Consider the following 19,526-nt stretch of genomic DNA (forward strand, 5'->3'; position numbering starts at 1 on the left):
CGGACCCCCTCCCGCAAGCAGACTCATCCATGAAGCACTTCACGCGATTCACCCGCTGACCGACATAGGAGACTTACCGTGACTTCGGCTGTAACCATTCCCAGGCACGGGGGCACTGGAGGGCGTACGGCCGTTGCCGCACGGGCGCGGCAGGTCGTGAAGGCGTACGGGTCCGGAGAGACCCGCGTCGTCGCCCTTGACCACATCGACGTGGACATCGCGCGGGGCCAGTTCACCGCGATCATGGGCCCCTCGGGGTCCGGCAAGTCCACGCTGATGCACTGCCTCGCCGGGCTCGACACCGTGTCGAGCGGGCAGATCCACCTCGACGAGACCGAGATCACCGGCCTCAAGGACAAGAAGCTCACGCAGCTGCGCCGGGACCGGATCGGGTTCATCTTCCAGGCGTTCAACCTGCTTCCGACGCTCAATGCGATCGAGAACATCACGCTGCCGATGGACATCGCAGGGCGCAAGCCCGACAAGGGCTGGCTGGCCCAGGTCGTCGAGACCGTCGGGCTCGCCGACCGCCTCAAGCACCGGCCGAACCAGCTCTCCGGCGGTCAGCAGCAACGCGTCGCCGTGGCACGGGCGTTGGCCGCCCGGCCCGAGATCATCTTCGGTGACGAGCCGACCGGAAACCTGGACTCCCGTGCAGGTGCCGAGGTGTTGGGCTTCTTGCGGCGCTCCGTGGACGAGCTCGGCCAGACCATCGTGATCGTCACGCACGACCCGGTGGCCGCCTCGTACTCGGACCGCGTGCTGTATCTCGCCGACGGCCGGATCGTCGACGAGATGCACCAGCCGACGGCCGATCAGGTCCTGGACCGCATGAAGGACTTCGACGCCCGGGGGCGTACGTCATGACTGTCATGAAGACCTCCAGGCGCAACTTCTTCGCGCACAAGGGGCGAATGGCCCTGTCGGCCGTGGCGGTCATGCTGTCGGTGGCGTTCGTCTGCGGCACCCTCGTCTTCACCGACACGATGAACACGACGTTCGACAAGCTGTTCGCGGCCACCTCCGCCGATGTGACGGTCAGTGCCAAGGACGCATCGGACACCGGCGAGACCCAGTCCGACAACGGCAAGCCGCCCGTCATACCCGCCTCCGTGCTCGGTGAGGTGAAGAAGGCCGACGGCGTGAAGTCGGCCGAAGGCACCGTCTTCTCCACCTCGGTGACCGTCGTCGACGCCGACAAGGACAGCCTGTCGCCCTCCAGCGGCGCACCGACCATCGTCGGCAGCTGGAACAGCAACGACGCCCGCACCATGAAGATCGCCTCCGGTGCGGCGCCCAAGAGCGCGGACCAGGTCATGGTCGACGCCGACACCGCCGACAAGCACGACCTGAAGCTGGGTGACGAGATCGGCGTCATCAGCGCGGTCGGCACCCACCTCGCGAAGATCTCCGGGATCGCCGACTTCACCGTCACCAACCCCGGTGCCGCGATCTTCTACCTGGACACCAAGACCGCCCAGCAGACCCTGGTCGGGCAGTCCGACGTGTACACGAACGTCAACGTCACCGCGGCCTCCGGCTTCACCGACGCGCAGCTGAAGCAGAACGTCGTGGCCGAACTCGGAGCCGGCGGCTACCAGGTGCAGACCGCCAAGGAGCTGTCGGACGCCAACGCCAGTGACGTCGAGGGCTTCATGAGCGTGATGAAGTACGCGATGCTCGGCTTCGCCGGGATCGCCTTCCTCGTCGGCATCTTCCTGATCATCAACACCTTCTCGATGCTGGTCGCCCAGCGCACCCGCGAGATCGGCCTGATGCGCGCCATCGGCTCCTCCCGCAGGCAGGTCAACCTGTCGGTGCTCGTCGAGGCGCTGCTCCTCGGCTTCTTCGGCTCGGTGCTCGGGGTCGGCGCGGGCGTCGGCATCGCCGTCGGGCTGATGAAGCTCATGGGCTCCATGGGCATGCAGCTGTCGACGTCCGACCTGACCGTCGCCTGGACGACTCCGGTGGCCGGGCTGCTCCTCGGCGTGCTGGTCACGGTGTTCGCGGCGTACGTACCCGCCCGGCGCGCCGGCAAGGTCTCTCCGATGGCCGCGCTGCGCGACGCCGGTACGCCGGCCGACGGCAAGGCAGGCCTCATCCGCGGTCTGATCGGCCTGGTCCTCACCGGCGCCGGAGCCGCCTCGCTTTACGCGGCGGCCACCGCCGACAAGGCGAGCGAGGGCTCGCTCGTCCTCGGTGCCGGTGTGGTGCTGACCCTCATCGGGTTCGTCATCATCGGCCCGCTGCTCGCGAGCGCCGTGGTGCGCGTGCTCAGCGTGGTGGTGCTGCGCGCCTTCGGCCCGGTCGGACGGATGGCGGAGCGCAACGCGCTGCGCAACCCGCGCCGCACCGGCGCCACCGGAGCGGCCCTGATGATCGGCCTCGCGCTGGTCGCCTGCCTCTCCGTGGTCAGCTCCTCGATGGTGGCCTCCGCCACCGACCAGCTCGACAAGACCGTCGGCACGGACTTCATCATCCAGTCCGACAGCGGCCAGCTGATCACCCCGCAGGCGGTCAAGGCCGTGAAGGCGACGGAGGGTCTTGAGGGGGTCACCGAGTACAAGTGGACCAAGGGTGACTTCACCACCCCCGACGGCGAGACCCTCAAGAAGACGGCGATCACCGCGGCCGATCCGTCGTACGCGACGGACCTCGCCACCAAGACGGTCGCCGGCAATCTCGCCGACGCCTACAAGCCCAACTCGATGTCCGTCCACGAGACGTTCGCCAAGGACCACGGCATCACCCTCGGGTCCAAGATCGGCGTCGACTTCGAGGACGGCTCCGAGGCCCAGCTGACGGTCCGCGCGATCACCAGCAGCGACGTCGTCATCGACGCGGGTGCGATGTACACGTCGATCGACACGCTCGCCAAGTACGTCCCCGCCGACAAGATGCCCCTCGACGAGATGGTCTTCGCCTCGGCGAAGGACGGCCAGGAAGCGGCCGCCTACAAGTCGCTCAAGTCGGCGCTGCACGACTATCCGCAGTACACGGTCCGCGACCAGACCGACTACAAGGAGGCGATGAAGGACCAGATCAGCCAGCTCCTCAACATCATCTACGGGCTGCTGGCCCTGGCGATCATCGTCGCGATCCTGGGCGTCGTGAACACCCTGGCCCTGTCGGTCGTCGAGCGGACCCGGGAGATCGGCCTCATGCGGGCCATCGGTCTGTCGCGCCGCCAACTGCGCCGCATGATCCGCCTGGAGTCGGTCGTCATCGCCCTCTTCGGTGCGCTCCTCGGCCTTGGCCTGGGCATGGGCTGGGGCGCCACCGCCCAGAAGCTGCTGGCTCTGGAAGGCCTGAAGATCCTGGAGATCCCCTGGCCGACCATCATCTCCGTCTTCATCGGCTCCGCGTTCGTGGGTCTGTTCGCCGCGCTGATCCCGGCGTTCCGGGCGGGGCGGATGAACGTCCTGAACGCGATCGCCACCGAATAGCCACCGCGTACGGGGGTCGCGGGGAACGGGCCCGGTGGCCGGAGGAGATGTCCTCCGGCCACCGGGCCCGCCGTGCTATCTCCGCCGCTCCAGGAGTACGTAGCCGTAGGCGGCGCCCGTCACCTCGTACTCCGCGTGCGGGTGCAGCTGGCGGGCGTACGCCTGGACGTCCTTGACCCAGCCCGACTTGTTGTCGAGCGCGATGAAGTCCGGTGCGATCCCGTCGGTGCGGCCGACCCAGAAGACCCTGCAGCGCGAGGTGAGCCGGCTGCCCGGGCCGGTGTTCGCCTCGACGCTCGCCCCGTCCGGGATCAGCGCCAGCATCCGTTCGACGGCACTCACGCGCGCGGGCTTGCGATAGGCGTCGGGCTCGGTCAGCACGGACAGCGGGAGCGTGGTCGTGAGCGCGAGGGCGGCCGCGACGGAGGCGGCCGGGAGGTGGAGGGCGTACGAACGCAGCCACGGGCGCGGGCTGTAACGGGTGCGGGCGAGCGAGTCTGCGAGGGCGAGCGAGAACACCGGCATCAGGACCGCGCTGTAGTGCCAGTCCGTGCCCCAGTAGTGCTCGTCGGAGGACAGGAAGCGCCAGGTGAGGGTCGGCAGGGCGACGAGGAGGAGCGGGGAGCGCAGGGCGAGGAAGCCCGTGGTGGGGATCAGTAGCCAGGCGAGGGTGTGGAGCTTGGCGCCGATGCCGGTGAGGGGGCCGCCGCCGACCTTGTCCCAGTATTCGTAGCTGTCGGTGGTGTTGAAGGCCGGGATCAGCACGGTGAAGGTGAGCGCTGCGGCCAGTACGCCGAAGGCAGCGACGGCGAGTGCGTACAGCGCCGCCCGTGGGGCGGGGCGCCGGGCTCGCAACGCGACCACCAGGGCGATCGCGGCCAGCGTCAGTCCGAGGTCCTCCTTGACCAGCACCAGCGGGAGCGCCCACAGCAGGGCCCGCCGCCAGTGGTGGGTGAGGACCGCTTCCAGCGAGAAGGCGATCAGCGGGACCGCGAAGCAGATCTCGTGGAAGTCGAAGTCCACCGCGCGCTGGATCCCCCAGGACAGCCCGTACGCCACCCCGAGGGCGAGTCCCCGCGCACGGCCCAGGAGGCCCGCCGCGGCCCGGGTGACCGGCACGGCGGACAGCGCGAACAGTGCGGCCTGCGCCACGAGGAGGGTGACGGGGGTGGGGAAGAGGCGGTACGCGGGTGCGAGGAGTGCGATGACTGGGCTGAAGTGGTCGCCGAGGATGTTGAAGCCCGGGCCCTTGAGATCGGCAACGGGGGCCTGGAGGTGGGCGTACGCGCGGACGGCCTGCTCGAAGATGCCGAGGTCCCAGGAACGGGTGGCGAGATGCCGGTAGCGGCAGACCGAGAGCGCCGCGTACGCCGTGAACAGCACGGCTGCCAGGAGGTACGGGTCGCGGAGGCGCCGGTCACGGGTGGGCGTGACCGGCGAGGGTATCCAGGGGGCGCGGTCGGGTGGGGTCGCGGTGAGGGGTGCGGGCACGTGCGGGTCCTTGGGGCGGCGGGCGTCGGGCGTTGGGCTTCGGCGGGGTGAGCATAGGCATGGGGGATGTGTGCGCCTTGTGCGCGGTGGGTGGGTCGGGGCCGTACCGGAGCATCCGTCCTCGGTCTGGCGCGGAATGGGTTGCTTACCAACGTGCCGGTGTTGACGCGCCAGCCGCTGCGGGCGGACGTTCCGGCACGTCCCCTTCCGCCGGTGGGCGGCTGCGGGTCGCATCTCTTCCGGCTCCGGCCCCGTCTCGGTCTCCCGCCTAGCCGTGGGGCCCCATTTTTCAGCCCCTCCGGCGTCCGGTGGGCGGGGCGGTGCCGTGCCGATTCCCCGCTCGCCCGTGGGGGCTGCGCTTCAGCTCGGGTCAGGTATCTCCAGCCCCTCCGGCGTTCGAGGACGGGACAGCGCCGTCCCGATTCCCCGCTCGCCCGTGGGGGCTGCGCTTTTCAGCCCGGGGCAGGTATCTCCAGCCTGTCCGGCGTTTGAGAACGAGCCCTTCGGGCGATCGGGGATCCGGGGGCGGAGCCTCTGGGGACGCCCGCACCCTGCGCCGGGTGCGTTTCGGGCGGGGGTGATCTTCAGCCCGTCCGGCGATTGAGGACGAGGCCGTTCAGGCCGATACGGGGGTCTGGGGGCGGAGCCCCCAGGGACACGCCCGCTCCGGCGCCGGGGTTATCCACAGGCACGGCGCCGTGGAGCTCACCGACGTACGCTGGAGGCCCCCCGGCCCGGAACACGTGTCGGGTGGTTCGCGTTGCCCACTCCCCGGGATGGAACTCCTTCATGAGCCTGCACGGTCTGCTCGATGCCGTCGTCAAGGACACCGCCCTCGCGGAAGCGGTGAAGGCCGCCGCCGACGGCAACCGGATGCATGTCGACCTGGTCGGCCCGCCCGCCGCCCGCCCCTTCGCGGTGGCCGCGCTGGCCCGCGAGGCCGGCCGGCCCGTACTGGCGGTGACGGCGACCGGCCGCGAGGCCGAGGACCTGGCCGCCGCGCTGCGCTCCCTCCTCCCGTCCGAGGGAATCGTGGAGTATCCGTCCTGGGAGACGCTCCCGCACGAGCGGCTGTCCCCGAGGTCGGACACCGTGGGTCGCCGCCTCGCCGTGCTGCGCCGCCTCGCGCACCCGCGCCCCGACGACCCGGAGACGGGTCCTGTTTCCGTCGTCGTCGCCCCCATCCGTTCCGTGCTCCAGCCGCAGGTCAAGGGCCTCGGCGACCTGGAGCCCGTTGCCCTGCGCACGGGCCAGAGCGCCGACCTCGGCGAGATCGTCGAAGCGCTCGCGGCAGCCGCGTACTCCCGGGTCGAGCTCGTCGAGAGGCGCGGCGAGTTCGCGGTCCGCGGAGGCATCCTCGACGTCTTCCCGCCCACCGAGGAGCACCCCCTGCGGGTGGAGTTCTGGGGCGACGACGTCGAGGAGATCCGCTACTTCAAGGTCGCCGACCAGCGGTCCCTTGAGGTCGCCGCGCACGGGCTGTGGGCCGCGCCCTGCCGTGAACTGCTGCTCACCGACGAGGTACGGGCGCGGGCGGCGCGGCTGGCGGAGGAGCACCCGGAGCTGGGTGAGCTGCTCGGCAAGATCGCCGAGGGCATCGCCGTAGAGGGTATGGAATCGCTGGCTCCGGTCCTCGTTGACGACATGGAGCTGCTGATCGACGTACTGCCCAAGGGCTCGATGGCCGTCGTGTGCGACCCGGAGCGGGTGCGGACGCGGGCCGCGGACCTGGTGGCGACCTCGCAGGAGTTCCTCCAGGCGTCCTGGGCGGCCACCGCGGGCGGCGGCGAGGCACCCATCGACGTCGACGCGGCGTCGCTGTGGGCCATCGCGGACGTACGGGACCGGGCGCGCGAGCTGGACATGATGTGGTGGTCGGTCTCGCCCTTCGCGGCGGACGACGAGCTGGACGCCGACACGCTGAAGCTCGGCATGCACGCCCCCGAGACCTACCGCGGCGACACCGCCAGGGCGCTGGCCGACACCAAGGGCTGGCTGGCCGACGGCTGGCGCACGGTGTACGTCACCGAGGCGCACGGTCCCGCCGCCCGCACCGTCGAGGTCCTGGGCGGCGAGGGCATCGCGGCCCGCCTGGACACCGATGTGGCGGAGCTGACGCCCGGGGTGGTGCAGGTCGCCTGCGGCTCGATCGACTTCGGCTTCATCGAACCGGCCCTCAAGCTCGCCGTCCTCACGGAGACCGACCTCTCCGGCCAGAAGGCGGCAGGCAAGGACGGCGCGCGGATGCCGGCCCGCCGCCGCAAGACCATCGACCCGCTGACGCTGGAGATGGGCGACTACATCGTCCACGAGCAGCACGGCGTCGGCCGCTACATCGAGATGGTGCAGCGCACCGTCCAGAGCGCGACCCGCGAGTACCTGGTCGTCGAGTACGCCCCCGCCAAGCGCGGCCAGCCGGGCGACCGCCTCTACATCCCCACCGACCAGCTGGAACAGATCACCAAGTACGTCGGCGGCGAGGCCCCGACCCTGCACCGGCTCGGCGGCGCCGACTGGACGAAGACCAAGGCGCGGGCGAAGAAGGCGGTCAAGGAGATCGCCGCGGACCTCATCAAGCTGTACTCGGCGCGGATGGCCGCTCCCGGGCACGCCTTCGGACCCGACACCCCCTGGCAGCGCGAGCTGGAGGACGCCTTCCCGTACGCGGAGACGCCCGACCAGCTCACCACCATCGCCGAGGTCAAGGACGACATGGAGAAGACGGTCCCGATGGACCGTCTCGTCTGCGGCGACGTCGGCTACGGCAAGACGGAGATCGCGGTCCGCGCCGCCTTCAAGGCCGTGCAGGACGGCAAGCAGGTCGCGGTGCTCGTGCCCACCACCCTGCTGGTGCAGCAGCACTTCGGGACCTTCTCCGAGCGCTACTCCCAATTCCCGGTGAACGTACGGGCGTTGTCCCGCTTCCAGACTGACACGGAGGCGAAGGCGGTCCTGGAGGGCCTGCGCGAGGGCTCGGTGGACCTGGTCATCGGCACCCACCGGCTCTTCTCCGCGGAGACCAAGTTCAAGGACCTGGGCCTGGTCATCGTCGACGAGGAACAGCGGTTCGGCGTCGAGCACAAGGAGCAGCTGAAGAAGCTGCGCGCGAACGTGGATGTGCTGACGATGTCGGCCACCCCGATCCCGCGAACTCTGGAGATGGCGGTGACGGGCATCCGCGAGATGTCGACGATCACCACCCCGCCGGAGGAGCGGCACCCTGTCCTGACCTTCGTCGGCCCGTACGAGGAGAAGCAGATCGGCGCCGCCATCCGCCGCGAACTGCTGCGCGAGGGCCAGGTCTTCTACATCCACAACCGGGTGGAGTCCATCGACCGGGCGGCGGCCAGGTTGCGGGAGATCGTCCCGGAGGCGCGTATCGCGACCGCCCACGGTCAGATGTCGGAGCAGTCCCTGGAGCAGGTCGTCGTCGACTTCTGGGAGAACAAGTTCGACGTGCTCGTGTCGACGACCATCGTCGAATCGGGCATCGACATCTCCAACGCCAACACCCTGATCGTGGAGCGCGGCGACAACTTCGGCCTCTCACAGCTGCACCAGCTGCGCGGGCGAGTCGGGCGTGGCCGTGAGCGGGGCTACGCGTACTTCCTGTACCCGCCGGAGAAGCCGCTGACCGAGACCGCGCACGAGCGGCTCGCGACCATCGCCCAGCACACCGAGATGGGCGCGGGCATGTACGTCGCCATGAAGGACCTCGAGATCCGCGGCGCGGGAAACCTGCTCGGCGGCGAGCAGTCCGGCCACATCGCGGGCGTCGGCTTCGACCTCTACGTACGCATGGTCGGCGAGGCGGTCGCCGACTACCGCGCTTCCCTGGACGGCGGTGTCGAGGAAGAGCCGCCCCTGGAGGTCAAGATCGAGCTCCCGGTCGACGCCCACGTCCCGCACGACTACGCCCCGGGCGAGCGGCTCCGCCTCCAGGCCTACCGCTCCATCGCCTCCGCCAACACGGAGGAGGACGTCAAGGCCGTACGCGAGGAACTCGTCGACCGCTACGGCAAGTTGCCCGAGCCGGTGGAGAACCTGCTGCTCGTCGCAGGCCTCCGCATGCTCGCCCGCGCCTGCGGAGTCGGCGAGGTCGTCCTCCAGGGCAACAACATCCGCTTCGCACCGGTGGAGTTGAGGGAGTCCCAGGAGCTGCGACTGAAGCGCCTCTACCCGGGCACGGTCATCAAGCCGACCGCGCATCAGGTGCTGGTGCCGCGTCCCAAGACGGCGAAGGTCGGGGGGAAGCCGTTGGTGGGGCGGGAGTTGCTGGGGTGGACGGGGGAGTTCTTGGCTACGGTTCTTGGCTCGTAGGCCAAGTCCGATCGGGTCCGGGCGGGGCGGGTCGTGCGGGTCGGGTCCGGTCCGTTCAGGGTGACTTGGGCTGGAACAGCATCCCCGTCAGGGCGCGGAAGACCTCCTCGGGATCCTGGTCGCCGACCGGGTCGTCCAGGTTGTGGCTGAGGAGCAGGGTGGCGAAGCCGTGGGCCAGGGACCAGGCGGCTACTCCGGCGAGGCGGGGGTTGGTTCCGCGGCCCTCGGGTGGGACTCCGGAGACGGCGGTGCGCAGGCGTTCGCCCGCGAGGGTTCGGGCGGTGGTCAGCTCCAGGTCGTTCGCGCGGAGCAGCTCCGGCGTGAACATCACCTGGAAGTGCGCCGGGTGCTCGCGCGCGAAGCGTACGTAGTGGACGCCCGCGTCCTTGAGGTCCGCGGCCTGCGCCAGCGTTGCCGCCAGCAGTTCGTAACCCTCGGCCGCGATCGCGGTGAGCAGGCCGGTGCGGTCCTTGAAGTGGTGGGCCGGCGCCGCGTGCGAGACGCCCGCGCGGCGGGCCAGGTCGCGCAGGCTCAGCGCGGACGGGCCGTCGGCGCTGATGACGTCGAGCGCGGCGTTGAGGATCGCGCGGCGTAGGTCGCCGTGGTGGTAGGGGCGTGAGGTGTCGCCGGTCTTGGCACTGGCGGTGGTGCCGGCGCCAGCACTGGCGTTGGGGTCGGCATCGGCATCGGTATTGGCAGGGGCCATGGTCAGCAGCGTACGCGGAATCTAGGCATTGACAAGTTGCGCGGGTTCCGGCAATCTTGTCAGTGTCAAGTTGCGGGTGGGTTGGAATCTGACGAGGGGTGGGTCATGTCGGGGAATGCCAGCGGGACAAGTGGGACGGCAGAGAGTGCCGATGTGAGTGCGGGTGTCGAGCTCGGCCGGGTGCGCCAGATGTGGCACCTGCTGGAGCCCCTGCACGCCGTGCTCTACTACGCGCCGGAGGCCTTCGAGGAGGCCGCCGCGCTCGGGTACGGGACCGAGGAGCGCTGGCCGAGCTACTTCCCGTACCGCGCCGCGCCGTTGGGTGCGGTCGGGAGTGAGCGTGTGACCTCCGCCTTCTACAGCTTCAGTCCGCGCATGGTCGCCGAACACGTGGAGTCCGCGTGGCGGACAGCGAGCCCGGACGAGGTGCTGAAGGCGCGGGAGCGGGCCGTCAACCGGGCGTACCGTGCGATATTCGGCGATCGCATATCCAGTCCCGAACTCGCGCAGGCCGCCGCGCTGGCCCGTCGTGCCGCCGAGGCCGCGAACACCGCCGGCCGCCCACTGGCCGCCGCCAACGCGGAGTTGGCTTGGCCCGAGGCTCCACACCTCCAGCTGTGGCATGCCGCGACGATCCTGCGCGAACACCGGGGAGACGGTCACCTCGCGGCCCTGCTCGTCGCGGGCCTGGACCCCGTCGAGTCCCTCGTCTCCTTCGCGGCGATCGGTGCGGCCTCCGTGGAGCGCTTCGAGAGCCGTGGGTGGACCCCCGAGGAGTGGACCGCCGCACGCCAACGGCTCGTCGGGCGCGGCCTGCTGACCGAGGACGGCACCGCCACGGACGCCGGCCGCGAACTGCGCCGCCAGGTCGAACAGCACACGGACGAACTGGCCGCCGCTCCCTGGCAGGCGCTCGGCCCGGACGCCGTGGGACAACTCGCCGACCTGGTCGGGGAGTTCTGGGTCGCGGTGCTCGGCTCCGGTCTGCTGCCCTCGGAGACGACGCTGGGAATTGGCAAGGTCTGACGTGCACGAAGTGCGGAAGAGGGGGTATCCGGCGTGGAGGTGGCTCACTCACCACCATCGATACACCCGGCGTGCACCTCTTGCCCCTTGAGGGCGGGTATGGCCGCGGTTCCCCGGCAGCTACCTTGAGGCCAGGGGACACGCGCTCGAACAGGGTGCCACCCGGGTAGGCAAAGGGAGGGGCGTCGTTGTGCGTCTGAGGGGTGGGGGTGCCGCGTCTGCGCTGGTGCTGTTCGTGGTCGGTGTGAGCGTCGGTGTCAGTGGCTGCAAGATCGACCCCGAGGAGGGTTCCGCAGGCCCGGAGGAGACGACGGTCGGCGGCGCCGCTCTTACGGCCGTGGACTCACTGGCCGTCAAGGGGCGCGCACCCAAGACGGGATACACCAGGGAGAAGTTCGGCACGGCCTGGGCCGACACGGACTCGAACCACTGCGACACCCGCGTTATCTCTATGGGTCGGCGGGCTGCTGAGAAGTTTGTGCAGTTCATACAGGGAGGGGTGCGCTGTGCGGTCTGAGAGGCACGTGAGGCACAAGGGCATGGTGCGGAGATCGCTTCTCCTCAGGGTGTCGGCCTTGGCGGCTGCTGTGGCTCTTGTCTCCGGGTGTGAAGGCCTCGACGACGGCAGTCCTTCGACGGGAGCCGGAGCAGGGGCGCCGGACGGGCACGCGGTGAGCCCGCTGAAGAACCCGGACGGAACGAAGCCGGGCCTCGCGCCCGTGACGTCCGATGCGGACAAGGCTGCTGCCCGGAAGCTCATCGAGACCCTCTCCACCAAGGGCCGGGGTCCTCAAACCGGCTACGCCCGCTCCGAGTTCGGCTACGCCTGGATGGACACGGCAGATGGGGTGCCCCTCGCACGGAATGGTTGTGACACTCGAAACGATCTCATCCATCGCGATGGCCAGGACCTTCAATTCCGATCAGGTTCGGACTGTGTCGTCATATCCATGACGCTGCATGATCCGTACACGGGAAAGACCATCAAGTGGCGCAAGCAGGACGCTTCCGAGGTGCAGATAGACCACGTGGTGCCACTGTCATACAGCTGGCAGATGGGCTCCTCGCGCTGGCCCCTGAGCGAGCGCAAGCAGCTTGCGAACGACGTGCTCAATCTGATTCCGGTCGACGGCCGCACCAACTCGTCCAAGGGCGATTCCGGCCCCGCCTCCTGGCTACCGCCGAACAAGCAGATCAGGTGCGCTTATGCCGCCCGTTTCGCCCAGGTCGCCGTCAAGTACGAGATGCCGGTGACCGCGCCGGACAAGCAGATGATGCTGAAGCAGTGCGGTGGATGACCCGGAGCTGAGGCCTCAGGCGCGAGCGATCACCAGGAGCTCTCCGTCCCCGGCGCCCGCGGGCTCGCGGTTCCAGCCTCCGTAGATGTGCTCGATGCGGAAGCCTGCGTTGTGGAGCGAGGAGCGGATGTCCGCTTCCGAGCGAAAGCGGAGCGTGGCGGTGCTCAGCAGTTCCTCACCGTCGGGGAACGTGTAGTGGTCAGGGAACGTGTAGTGATGGGTGAAGCTGACTGTGCCGTCCCGGACGGCTGTGACCTCGGTCCACGCGGTTACCACCGCGCCGTCCGGCAACGTGATCTGCCGTCCGGAGTCGACCGGATTCCACCGCTCCCAGCGGCGGTCCAGCGGGTCGCGAGTGTCGAAGACGAGTCGGCCGCCAGGCAGGAGGGAGCGACTGAGGTCGGCGAGAGTCCGTGCCCATTCGTCGTCCTCGACGAAGAACTGTGCGACGTGACTGGTCATGACTGCAACGCCGAATGACGTATCCGGGAGGCCCGACGAGGTGCCCTCCACCCAGACGACCCGCCCGGCACCCGGCTTGGCACGCGCAGCATCGAGTGACGCCCGTGCCGGGTCGACCCCCGTCACCGCGTGGCTTGCGGCCGCGATGCCGAGGGTGAGCCGACCTGTGCCGCAGCCCAGGTCGAGTACCTGTGAGCCTGGGGTCTCGTTGACAACGGACAGGAAGAAGTCGTCCTCTCGTGACCACGGGCATTCAGCGTCGTAAACCGTCACGAGGCGCGGGTCGTGGAACTCGGCGTGCAGCACCGGCGGATGGTAGCCAGAGCCGTGCGGGTGGGTCCACACGTTTGTCTCCCGGATCCGGGCAGAGCCACGAAGACAGCAGAGATGGCCTGCGTGAGGTCACGTCGAGGGCACCGCTCGCATCGCGCGGCGGAGGCCGGCCCGGGCAGCAGTGAGGTCGTCTTCTGCCTCCTGCAGGCGCTGTTCCAGAGTGGTTAGCCGGTCCCGGGCATCCGACAGTTCGTGATTGAGGTCCGTGTTGCGCTGTTCCAACTGCTGGATCCGCTCGACCAGTTGACGGCGGTCCACGTCATCCAGTTCCGCGCCGAGAGAGAGCCGGACGCGTTCCCGGAGCCGGTCTCGTTCCTTCTTCAGGTCCTTGATCTCGTCGCGGGCCAGAGCGAGTTCGGTGTGCAGACCAGCCGGGGTGACCTGCTGTCCGCTTCCCGAGCCAGAGATTTGGCGCCCTTGTTCGTGCTGTTCGTGCATGGCGGCTTGTACGGCGTCCCGCACCTGGGGCTGGTTGTAGACGAACCATGTGGACACCGACGCCTCGCGGGCGACGCGGGCGCAGCTGACCCGCTGGCCGGAGGCGAGGAGGTCGCGGACAACGTTCAAAGTGCGGGCCGACTTGGCCTCGCTGTCTCGGGTGCGGGCGGCTTGAAGCCGCTCGACACGCGCATCCCGTCTCGCGCTGTCGGAAGGGGCGGTACGGCTCACGGGGCACTCCGGGTAGTCAGGGACTGTACGGGGATGAACGCGGCGGCCGAGCGAGCCTTGCGTAGTTCACGGGAGGCGGCCTCCACGAGGTCCCGCTCGCCTTCCGGCATCTCCTCCAGCCTGCGTCGCATCTCATCGGCCGACTTGGCGTAGGCACGAATCTGGTCGTCGAAGTTGCGCACGACCCAGTCGGCTGCGTCCATGGCCAGGGCAGCCTCCTTGTCCGCACGCAGATCGGCTACCTGTTGTTCCAACGCGGGGAGGTAGGAGGGATCGGGCCGGTAGAAGTCGCAGCCGGCGCACTGGAAGCGGATGCGACAGTGCCCGCCGCCTGCTTTGACGTTGCTGGGTTCGGTGCAGCCGCCGTACGGGACCGCGACGCTTTCGACCTCGTAGGCCAGGGAGTCACCGAAGGCCTGCGGGGTACCGTGCCGGTCGACGACGAGTTTCGCCACGGTCCTGACGGCCTCCTGCTTCCGGTTCAGGGAGACCTTGTAGTAGCCCATGGTGACGTCGAGTGAGCGGTGGTCCATGAGCTCCTTGAGGACATCTGGTCTGGTCCCGGCGTCAGCATGCCGCTGGGCGTAGGCGTGCCGGAAGCCGTACGGGACGATCTGGGTGCGGTCGTAGGCGAACGGATCGCCGTTGTCGTCCAGGCGCTCGTCCACGAGATCTGGGATCAGCTCGTCGACCCAGTCGCGGAAGATCCGGTTGCAGAACTGTGGGGCGCTCAGATGACCTCGCCGAGGTCGATTGCGCTGGCCTGGCGAGGGGAACAGCCACTGTTCACAGGCCGGTACGAGCGGCAGCCGGTCCAGTTCCTTCTTCCACGCCTCGATCTCCTGGGCGGTCGCCTCGCTGACGGGGAGTCGTCGGCCATGACGGCGCCGTTTGTGGTTGTCGTAGATCAAAGTCGGCTTGCCGTCGATCCACTCCAGGCAGTTGCGGGGCAGGCTGGTGACCTCGCCAGGACGGCGGCCGGTGTCCCGCAGGACCTTGTAGACCACCTGATACATCTGCGCGAAGTCCGCCGCCGTCCAACCGCCGCTCTCGTACGCGGTCGACGTGCCGAGCAAGGGGATCCGCGCATCGAGTTGGGCGATGACGTGCTCGGGGATCGCCCGGCCGACATCGTCCTCGGACGTCTCCACGGCGGCGATGCTGTGGAACTTGGGGTTGAGCGCGAAACCGCCGGGGACGTGGTCCATCATCCCGGCCTGGCGTGTGTACTCCACAAACGTCCGCCACAGGCGGAGGAGCGCTCGGCGGTGGCTGGTCGAGTAGTCGTGGCCGTCTTCGGGCCTCTTCGTGATGCGGAGTGTGTCCACCACGGCGCTCATGTCCGCCATCGACAGTCTCTCCGGGGTGTCGCCGTGCGGGCGACCGGCCAGGGCTACAGAGGCAATCGACGCGGCGTACACGGTCTGCCGCAGATCGATCACGGTGGGACGGGCCGTGCGCCCGTACTCCTTGACCAGTTCCCGAAGCCACCGCTGTCGGACGGGCCGGAAGTCGATGACACCGTGGACGGCGGCGTACTTCCGGCCGCGTCCCGCCGTGAGCCCTACCAGCGAGCACTCCCAGACGTCTCCAGAGGTGGGGTCGCCCCCCTCGAACTCCAGCCTGGCGCGGCGGACATGGAGAAGGATGCCGTTCAGGACACCAGAGGCAGCTGACGGAAGACCACGTACGAAGCTTTCGTCCAGGTCCAGGAGCGAGGGAAGGCCCGAGGGCAGCCCGGCGACAATACGGCGAATGCGCTGGGGTACCAGGCTGATCCCGGCGGTGTCGCGTTGCTGAAGGCCGTACAGCACCTCTCGGCGCACGGCTGAAGAAACCCCGAGCAGCGAGAACTGGGACACCCCGGGGAGAGCCCCGTGCGTGACATTGGGCCTGCGTCGCGACGGTACGGGGACGTGGGCACTGTCGAAGCCCGGCGGGTTGCCCTGTAAAAAGCGGGCTTTCCGGCAGGCGCCACAGCGGCTCCCGTTGCTTGCCACGTGGGTCGAGCATGCAGCCACGACGCAGGGAAACACGCTGGTCGCAGGGTTTTCGGAGTCTGCTGCGAAGAGCGACTTGTCCTCGTCCCATTCGGCCGACCGCCAGCCAGGGAGAAGGCGTTCCGCGAGCCAGGCAGCCCATCCGGGGCCTTGCTGGCGGGGCAGCGCGACCGCGGCCAAGACGGAAGCACGCGTCATCGGACGACCTCCGGAGAGAGATGGTCGACAGCGGATCGCAGGTCCTCGTCCTGAGCATGCAGGTAGACAGCGGTGCTCGCAGATGAGGCATGACCAAGCAGCGTCTGTACGACATCTGGCGCGACTCCGCCCCGAATCCACTGGGTTGCCGCCGTGTGCCGCATCATGTGCGGCCGGGCGCGGAACCCGCAGCGCTCCCCGATCCGCTCGACGATCTGCTTGGCATTGGAGTACGACATCGGCTTGCCGGCATGCTCGCCGACGAGGTTCACGAACACGTAGTCACAGCCGACGGCTTGGGCCACCTTCTCCCGCTCGGAGAGGTGGTCGCGGTACCGGTGGACCGTCCCTTCCGCCAGAGGCACCATCCGGTGGCGGCCCGCCTTGGCGCGCGCACCGTTCACGTTGTCCTGGCGCGGTCGGACATGGAGATGAGCGCCACGAGTCCGGCAGCCCAGGTGCGTGGAGTCGGGCAGCAGATGCATGTCCTCCCGCCGCAACCCGAGGGCCTCACCGATCCGCAGCCCACCTTTCACGAGCACGGTCAGGAGGAGCCGGTCCCTGGCGGTGCGGGACGCATCCAGCACTCGGCTCACCTGGGGGGAGGTCAGCGTCGCCGGTGCCATCTCAATCTCGGGTGCTTTCAACACGCGAGCTTTGACCATGAGGTGCTGGCCGCCCTCGCCCGGGTCGAAGCCGATCGGTGCCGAAGCCAGGAAGCGCGGCTCGCTCAGCCGGGCGGCCACTTCGTGGTCGACGTGTCCCTGAACGGCGCAGAACCGGAGGAACTCACAGACCGCGGTGAGTACGGCGTTGACCGTCTTGCCGGACGGGAGCAGCCCTCGCCGCGTGGGCGTTTGCTCGAGGTGGAACTTGAACCGCGCCATATCCCCGAGTGAGGCAGCCTCCCAGTCGGTCCCCCGTTCCGCGCACCAATTGAGGAAGCGCCCGATCCGAGGGATGTAGGCGCGCTGTGTCTGTGGTGAGCGTCCCGCGCCGCGTAGATACAGAGAGAACTCCCGGGCCTCGGAGTGCGGACGGTATGTGTCCCCGTCGACGAGTAGCCAGGTGATCTCCCCGGTGGTGGGAGAGACGGCCTTCTCGGTGTGTAATCCCACTGAATCATCCTCTGCACCGCGATGTCACGCATGTGCCTCTTGGCATGACTGATAACGGCGAGGCACAGAAAGAGGAAACGGCTGTCACTCATGTAAATCAGAGAGAAGAAGAGGGTGCAGATAACCCGCGACGACATCCTCAAACGGGACCTGAAGGACGTGAAGTTCAGCGACGGCGACTGCAAGGTGTCCTCCGGAGTTCTCGACCCGGATCTGTACACCGGCAAGGACGTGAAGTTCACCCGCGGCCGCAGCCTTGTCGACATAGACCACGTCGTCGCGCTCTCGGACGCCTGGCAGAAGGGCGCCAAGTACTGGGACGACAGCAAGCGGATAGCCCTGGCCAACGATCCCCTCAACCTCCGTGCCGTCGACTCGAGCACCAACCGCAGCAAGGGTGACGGCGACACGGCGACCTGGCTCCCGCCCAGCAAGGCGTACCGCTGCACGTATGTCGCCGCCCAGGTGGCCGTCAAGAAGAAGTACGAGCTGTGGGTCACCAGCAGCGAGAAGGCCGCGATGAAGCGGGTGCTGGCCAGTTGCCCCGACCAGAAGATCCCTTCGGGCGGCAACCCGACCAACGCGCCGACACGCTTTCACGCGGGCTGACGGCATCACCGGCAGCAACACAGTCAGCACCACCGCCGGGCGCCCGAGGTGGGTGCAAAACCGTTTTGTTGTGGAGCGCCGCCGCCTACGGTGACTGGCATGCAGCTGACGGTGTCGAGTCTCGCCGAGCGCCCGGAGATGCTCGGCCAGGTGGTCGGGATGGCCAACACCTGGCCGGAGTTCCTGCTCCACGACCCGGTGGGCAACGCGCACTACGGCCGGATCGCCACCGAACTCCCTGAGTACGTGCTGTTCGCCGAGGACGAGCACGGGGACGTGGTCGCGCATGGGTACAGCGTTCCCTTCGCACTCATCGACGTGGATGAGGACGATGAGCACGAGGAGCGCGAGGCCTACGTCGACGAGGAGGCCGGGGGCGCCCGGGGAGTGCTGCCCGCGCGGGGCTGGGACGAGGTGCTGGCCCGGGCGTTCGCCGATCGGCGTCGCGGCACACCGCCTGACACGGTGAGCGCCATCTCGATCGTGGTCGCCCCGCATGTCCAGGGCGGTGGCCTGTCGGGCCGGATGCTCTCGGCGATGCGGGACAACGCCCGTGCGCACGGCTTCGGCGAGGTCGTCGCCCCGGTCCGCCCCAGCGCCAAGCACCTGGAACCGCGGACGCCGATGCAGGAGTACGCGTTCCGGAAGCGTGCCGACGGGCTGCCGCACGACCCGTGGCTGCGTGTCCACGTCCGGGCCGGCGGCGTCATCGAGGCGGTGGCACCGGCGTCCATGACCGTGGCGGCCTCGCTGGAGGAGTGGCGCGACTGGACGGGGCTGCCCTTCGACACCGAAGGCCTTGTCCAGGTGCCCGGTGCGCTGGTGCCGGTGCACTGCGAAACGGGGCGCGGATACGCCGTATACGTCGAGCCCAATGTGTGGGTGCGGCACACCCTTTGAGCTCGACGTACGGCTGACGTATCTGCTCCGGCCGATCGGCTGATGGGCGCCGGTCTGCGCTGCGGCGAAGAAGAGAAGAAGAGTGGGGGTGGCGAAGTGTGGGGGGTGAGGGTGGAGAGGGGCGGGCCCGCTGCCGTCAGGCGGTCTTCTTCCAGTCCTTGCAGCCGGCGGTCTTGAAGTAGGCGTCGCCGGCGGCGATGGTGACGACGGCGGTACCGGACACGTTGTTGTTGGCGATGATCGAGTCCATGGACTGCGAGGCGTCCTTGGTGCGCTCCCAGTAGCACATGTCGTCCGTGTTGCCGGTGGACTTGTAGGTGCCGGGAGCGATGTCGGCGCCGACTCTGAACATGCCGCCGTTGCCCTTCATCTGCGAGGCGGGCGTGCCGGACGCCTTCGCGTCGACGGCCTCCCAGTCCTTGCAGCCGCTGGACGTGAAGAGCTTGTCGCTCGCCGCGATGGTCACGTAACTGGTGCCGCTGACGTTGTCGTTGGCGAGGAGGGAGTCCACCTCGCCCGAGGAGTCCTTGGCGCGCTCCCAGTAGCACATGTCGTCGGTGTTGCCCGTGGTCCGGTAGGTGCCGGGCTTGATGTCGGTGCCGACCTCGTAGTCACCGTCCCCCTTGAACGCGATCTTCTTCTCGGCCGCCTGCTCGGCCTCGTCGCTCTTGGCGTCGTCCGGCTTGCCGGACTCGCGCTTGGCGGAGGCGGAGCTGTCCTTGCTCTTGTCGCCGGAACCGCTGTCGCTGTTGCCGCCCGCGTTCGCCGACACCGCGCCGATGACGACGATGCCAACCACGGCCCCCAGTGCGATCTTGCCCTTCGTACCCATGACAGTTCCCTCCCCAAGGCGGCTGCCGCCTCTTTTTCGGCGACCGCTCGTTCGATGGGCCAATAACAACAGAGCTTGTGAACCGAGTCAACACGATTCACGAGGAAGCTTGTGTACA

At 68.7% G+C, this 19,526-nt stretch carries 14 protein-coding genes and 1 pseudogene; 8 read left to right on the forward strand and 7 right to left on the reverse strand.

The annotated features are described in order from the left end of the window. The first annotated feature begins 78 nt into the window (after nt 1–78). Both OG266_RS26235 and OG266_RS26240 read left to right on the forward strand, forming a co-directional pair. Nucleotides 79–867: an ABC transporter ATP-binding protein gene (locus tag OG266_RS26235; protein WP_266460442.1), complete on the forward strand. Its 789-nt coding sequence runs from the start codon at nt 79–81 to the stop codon at nt 865–867. Beyond that, on the forward strand, nt 864–3,446 hold the full coding sequence (locus tag OG266_RS26240) for an ABC transporter permease (RefSeq protein ID WP_371548746.1): 2,583 nt from the start codon (nt 864–866) through the stop codon (nt 3,444–3,446). The genes OG266_RS26235 and OG266_RS26240 overlap by 4 nt, the downstream gene beginning before the upstream one ends. A gap of 75 nt (nt 3,447–3,521) precedes the next feature. Here the strand turns inward: OG266_RS26240 and OG266_RS26245 are convergent, their stop codons facing one another. Beyond that, a complete protein-coding gene (locus OG266_RS26245; RefSeq protein WP_371548747.1) occupies nt 3,522–4,937 on the reverse strand; it encodes a DUF2079 domain-containing protein in 1,416 nt (471 codons plus the stop codon). 789 nt (nt 4,938–5,726) lie between these two features. Here OG266_RS26245 and mfd point away from each other — a divergent pair. Beyond that, complete coding sequence (mfd, locus tag OG266_RS26250) at nt 5,727–9,257, forward strand: transcription-repair coupling factor (RefSeq protein ID WP_371548748.1); 3,531 nt, start codon at nt 5,727–5,729, stop codon at nt 9,255–9,257. A 55-nt stretch (nt 9,258–9,312) separates the two neighbouring features. On the opposite strand, the gene OG266_RS26255 is transcribed toward mfd, so the two are convergent. After that, nucleotides 9,313–9,963 carry a TetR/AcrR family transcriptional regulator gene (locus OG266_RS26255; protein ID WP_371548749.1) on the reverse strand — a complete coding sequence of 217 codons (651 nt, stop codon included), beginning with the start codon at nt 9,961–9,963 and terminating at the stop codon, nt 9,313–9,315. 105 nt (nt 9,964–10,068) lie between these two features. Between OG266_RS26255 and OG266_RS26260 the strand changes: the two genes are divergently transcribed. The 3 genes from OG266_RS26260 to OG266_RS26270 all read left to right on the forward strand — a co-directional run bounded on the left by OG266_RS26260 (nt 10,069) and on the right by OG266_RS26270 (nt 12,287). Further along, nucleotides 10,069–10,989 carry a hypothetical protein gene (locus OG266_RS26260; RefSeq protein WP_371548750.1) on the forward strand — a complete coding sequence of 307 codons (921 nt, stop codon included), beginning with the start codon at nt 10,069–10,071 and terminating at the stop codon, nt 10,987–10,989. A gap of 190 nt (nt 10,990–11,179) precedes the next feature. Continuing rightward, a complete protein-coding gene (locus tag OG266_RS26265; protein ID WP_371548751.1) occupies nt 11,180–11,506 on the forward strand; it encodes a hypothetical protein in 327 nt (108 codons plus the stop codon). Nucleotides 11,507–11,528: 22 nt separating this feature from the next. Beyond that, nucleotides 11,529–12,287 carry an HNH endonuclease family protein gene (locus OG266_RS26270; RefSeq protein WP_371548752.1) on the forward strand — a complete coding sequence of 253 codons (759 nt, stop codon included), beginning with the start codon at nt 11,529–11,531 and terminating at the stop codon, nt 12,285–12,287. Nucleotides 12,288–12,302: 15 nt separating this feature from the next. Here the strand turns inward: OG266_RS26270 and OG266_RS26275 are convergent, their stop codons facing one another. The 4 genes from OG266_RS26275 to OG266_RS26290 all read right to left on the reverse strand — a co-directional run bounded on the left by OG266_RS26275 (nt 12,303) and on the right by OG266_RS26290 (nt 17,067). Next, nucleotides 12,303–13,055: a class I SAM-dependent methyltransferase gene (locus OG266_RS26275; protein WP_371548753.1), complete on the reverse strand. Its 753-nt coding sequence runs from the start codon at nt 13,053–13,055 to the stop codon at nt 12,303–12,305. A 96-nt stretch (nt 13,056–13,151) separates the two neighbouring features. Further along, a complete protein-coding gene (locus OG266_RS26280; RefSeq protein ID WP_371548754.1) occupies nt 13,152–13,751 on the reverse strand; it encodes a DUF6262 family protein in 600 nt (199 codons plus the stop codon). Then, complete coding sequence (locus OG266_RS26285; protein WP_371548755.1) at nt 13,748–15,613, reverse strand: tyrosine-type recombinase/integrase; 1,866 nt, start codon at nt 15,611–15,613, stop codon at nt 13,748–13,750. The genes OG266_RS26280 and OG266_RS26285 overlap by 4 nt, the downstream gene beginning before the upstream one ends. 332 nt (nt 15,614–15,945) lie before the next feature. Continuing rightward, the gene (locus OG266_RS26290; protein WP_371548756.1) at nt 15,946–17,067 is read right to left on the reverse strand and encodes a tyrosine-type recombinase/integrase; all 1,122 of its coding nucleotides are present in this window, start codon (nt 17,065–17,067) and stop codon (nt 15,946–15,948) included. Between the two features lie 123 nt (nt 17,068–17,190). Between OG266_RS26290 and OG266_RS26295 the strand changes: the two are divergent. Next, nucleotides 17,191–17,676 (forward strand): annotated as a pseudogene (locus OG266_RS26295) (HNH endonuclease family protein); the annotation flags it as partial. Between the two features lie 99 nt (nt 17,677–17,775). Continuing rightward, on the forward strand, nt 17,776–18,576 hold the full coding sequence (locus OG266_RS26300) for an N-acetyltransferase (RefSeq protein ID WP_371548757.1): 801 nt from the start codon (nt 17,776–17,778) through the stop codon (nt 18,574–18,576). 136 nt (nt 18,577–18,712) lie between these two features. Here the strand turns inward: OG266_RS26300 and OG266_RS26305 are convergent, their stop codons facing one another. After that, nucleotides 18,713–19,408 carry a hypothetical protein gene (locus OG266_RS26305; protein ID WP_371548758.1) on the reverse strand — a complete coding sequence of 232 codons (696 nt, stop codon included), beginning with the start codon at nt 19,406–19,408 and terminating at the stop codon, nt 18,713–18,715. Between the last annotated feature and the right edge of the window lie 118 nt (nt 19,409–19,526).

Origin of the sequence: Streptomyces sp. NBC_00554 (assembly GCF_041431135.1) — a bacterium.
In the GTDB taxonomy this organism is placed as follows: domain Bacteria; phylum Actinomycetota; class Actinomycetes; order Streptomycetales; family Streptomycetaceae; genus Streptomyces.

Excerpts from the sequence above, each read along its gene's own strand:
- OG266_RS26255 (WP_371548749.1), bottom strand. The coding sequence starts at position 9,963 with ATGGCCCCTGCCAATACCGATGCCGATGCCGACCCCAACGCCAGTGCT.
- OG266_RS26305 (WP_371548758.1), bottom strand. The coding sequence starts at position 19,408 with ATGGGTACGAAGGGCAAGATCGCACTGGGGGCCGTGGTTGGCATCGTC.
- OG266_RS26270 (WP_371548752.1), top strand. The coding sequence starts at position 11,529 with ATGGTGCGGAGATCGCTTCTCCTCAGGGTGTCGGCCTTGGCGGCTGCT.
- mfd (WP_371548748.1), top strand. The coding sequence starts at position 5,727 with ATGAGCCTGCACGGTCTGCTCGATGCCGTCGTCAAGGACACCGCCCTC.
- OG266_RS26300 (WP_371548757.1), top strand. The coding sequence starts at position 17,776 with ATGCAGCTGACGGTGTCGAGTCTCGCCGAGCGCCCGGAGATGCTCGGC.
- OG266_RS26240 (WP_371548746.1), top strand. The coding sequence starts at position 864 with ATGACTGTCATGAAGACCTCCAGGCGCAACTTCTTCGCGCACAAGGGG.
- OG266_RS26260 (WP_371548750.1), top strand. The coding sequence starts at position 10,069 with ATGTCGGGGAATGCCAGCGGGACAAGTGGGACGGCAGAGAGTGCCGAT.